This window comes from Streptomyces sp. NPDC048275 (genome assembly GCF_040652275.1).
In the GTDB taxonomy this organism is placed as follows: domain Bacteria; phylum Actinomycetota; class Actinomycetes; order Streptomycetales; family Streptomycetaceae; genus Streptomyces.
This window is the reverse complement of sequence record NZ_JBEZLR010000226.1, coordinates 1-2,908: the sequence shown is the minus strand read 5'-3', so window position 1 is coordinate 2,908 and position 2,908 is coordinate 1. Positions and strand designations below refer to the sequence as shown.

Below are 2,908 nucleotides of genomic sequence, written 5' to 3'. Positions count from 1 at the left end.
CCCTCGGCCCCGGGGGGTCGGGTGCGGGGGGGGGCCCCCCCCCCCCCCCCCGGCCGCCCCCCTTTCACGTAAAACTGCAGACTACGACGCCGCCGCGTCCGCCGCCTGGGCCTTCAGCGCGCGCTCGACGCCCGAGCGGGACTCCGAGACGAGCCGGCGCAGGGCCGCGTTGGGCTCGGCGGAGGCCAGCCACGCGTCCGTCTTGGCGAGGGTCTCCTCGGAGACCTGGATCGACGGGTAGAGGCCGATCGCGATCTGCTGGGCGATCTCGTGCGAGCGGGCGTCCCAGATCTCCTTGACCACGGCGAAGAACTTGTCCGTGTACGGGGCGAGCAGCTCACGCTGGTCGGTCTGCACGAAGCCGCCGATCACCGCCTCCTGCACGGCGTTCGGGAGCTTGTCGGACTCGATGACCGAGGCCCAGGCCTCCGCCTTCGCCTCCTCGGCGGGACGCGCGGCACGGGCGGTGGCCGCGTGACGCTCACCCGCCGCCGTCTTGTCGCGCTCGTACTCGCCGGCGATCTCCACCTCGTCGTAACGCCCGACCGCCGCGAGCCGCTCCACGAACGCCCAGCGCAGCTCGGTGTCGACGGCGAGGCCCTCGATGGTCTCCCGGCCCTCGAGCAGGGCCTCCAGGAGGTCCAGCTGCTCCGGCGTACGCGCGGTCGCGGCGAAGGCGCGTGCCCAGGCCAGCTGGTGGTCGCTGCCCGGCTCGGCCGCGTGCAGGTGCGCGAGCGTCGCGTCGGTCCAGCGGGTCAGCAGCGCCTCGCGGGCCGTCGGGTCGGCGTACAACTCGATCGCCAGCTTGACCTGGCGCTGCAGCGACTGCACGACACCGATGTCGGACTCCTTGCCGATGCCCGACAGCACCAGGGACAGGTAGTCGCGGGTCGCGAGTTCCGCGTCGCGCGTCATGTCCCACGCCGATGCCCAGCACAGGGCGCGCGGGAGGGACGCCTCGAAGTCGCCCAGGTGCTCCGTCACGAAGGCGAGGGACTGCTCGTCCAGGCGGACCTTCGCGTACGACAGGTCGTCGTCGTTGAGCAGGAAGACGGCCGGGCGGGGCTTGCCGACCAGTCCCGGTACGGCGGTCAGGTCGCCGTCGACGTCCAGCTCGATGCGCTCGTCGCGCAGCAGCTTGCCGCTGCCGTCGTCCAGGTTGTAGAGGCCGATCGCGATGCGGTGCGGGCGGAGGATCGGCTCACCCTTCGCGCCGGCGGGCAGGGCGGGGGCCTCCTGGCGGATGGCGAAGGAGGTGATGACGCCGTTCGCGTCCGTCTCGACCTCGGGGCGCAGGATGTTGATGCCCGCGGTCTGGAGCCATTTCTCCGACCAGTTCTTCAGGTCGCGCCCGGAGGTCTCCTCCAGGGCGCCCAGCAGGTCGGACAGGCGCGTGTTGCCGTACGCGTGCGCCTTGAAGTACGCCTGTACGCCGCTGAAGAACTCGTCCATGCCGACGTACGCGACGAGCTGCTTGAGGACGCTCGCGCCCTTCGCGTACGTGATGCCGTCGAAGTTGACGAGGACGTCGTCCAGGTCGCGGATCTCGGCCATGATCGGGTGGGTGGAGGGCAGCTGGTCCTGCCGGTACGCCCATGTCTTCATGGAGTTGGCGAAGGTGGTCCAGGAGTGCGGCCAGCGCGAGTCGGGCGCGTACGCCTGGCAGGCGATGGACGTGTAGGTGGCGAACGACTCGTTCAGCCACAGGTCGTTCCACCACTCCATGGTCACGAGGTCGCCGAACCACATGTGGGCCAGCTCGTGCAGGATCGTCTCCGCGCGCACCTCGTACGCGGCGTCGGTGACCTTGGACCGGAACACGTACTGGTCGCGGATCGTCACCGCGCCCGCGTTCTCCATCGCGCCCGCGTTGAACTCCGGCACGAAGAGCTGGTCGTACTTCTTGAAGGGGTACGCGTAGTCGAACTTCTCCTGGAACCAGTCGAAGCCCTGCCGCGTCACCTCGAAGATCGCGTCCGAGTCGAGGAACTCGGCGAGCGAGGGCCGGCAGTAGATGCCGAGCGGGACGGACTGCCCGTCCTTCTCGTAGACGCTGTGCACGGAGTGGTACGGGCCCACGATGAGCGCGGTGATGTACGTGGAGATCCGCGGCGTCGGCTCGAAGGCCCAGATGTCGTCCTTGGGCTCGGGCGTCGGCGAGTTGGAGATCACCGTCCAGCCGGTGGGCGCCTTCACGGTGAACTGGAAGGTGGCCTTCAGGTCGGGCTGCTCGAAGGACGCGAAGACGCGGCGGGCGTCCGGGACCTCGAACTGGGTGTAGAGGTACGCCTGCTGGTCGACGGGGTCGACGAACCGGTGCAGGCCCTCGCCGGTGTTGGTGTACGCGCAGTCCGCGACGACGCGCAGGACGTTGCGTCCCTCCAGCAGACCCTGGAGCGCGATCCGGGAGTCCTGGAAGACCGCGGCCGCGTCCAGCGGGTCTCCGTTGAGGGTCACCTCGTGGACGGTCGGAGCCACCAGGTCGATGAAGGACTCCGCGCCTCCCCCAGTCTCGGCTTCGCTCGACCGGGAGGTACCCCCACCGGCGACGTCGAAGCGCACCGTGGTCACGGACCGGTAGGTGCCGCCCTCCTGCGCGCCCGTGAGGTCGAGGTCGATCTCGTACGAGTCAACGGTGAGCAGGTTCGCCCGCTGCTGCGCCTCTTCGCGGGTCAGGTTTGTGCCAGGCACGCGGTCATCTCCTCGTTATGTGACGGTTGCGCCATCCTTCCACGGGACCTGCACGGAAGCGATGTCCATGTTTCTTCGCCCCCGCCGCCCTTACCCGTCCCATCCGTACCTGGGGGCTCCGCCCCCAGCCCCCCGCCAGGGGCGCTGCGCCCCCTGGACCCCCGCCTTCGCCCGAAGGGCTCGTCCTCAAACGCCGGACGGGCTGACATACCCAGCC

At 69.8% G+C, this 2,908-nt stretch carries 1 protein-coding gene; it reads right to left on the bottom strand.

From position 1 onward, the window contains the following. Window positions 1-81: 81 nt before the first annotated feature. A complete protein-coding gene (pepN, locus tag AB0D57_RS47470) occupies window positions 82-2,691 on the bottom strand; it encodes an aminopeptidase N (protein WP_362088731.1) in 2,610 nt (869 codons plus the stop codon). Between the last annotated feature and the right edge of the window lie 217 nt (window positions 2,692-2,908).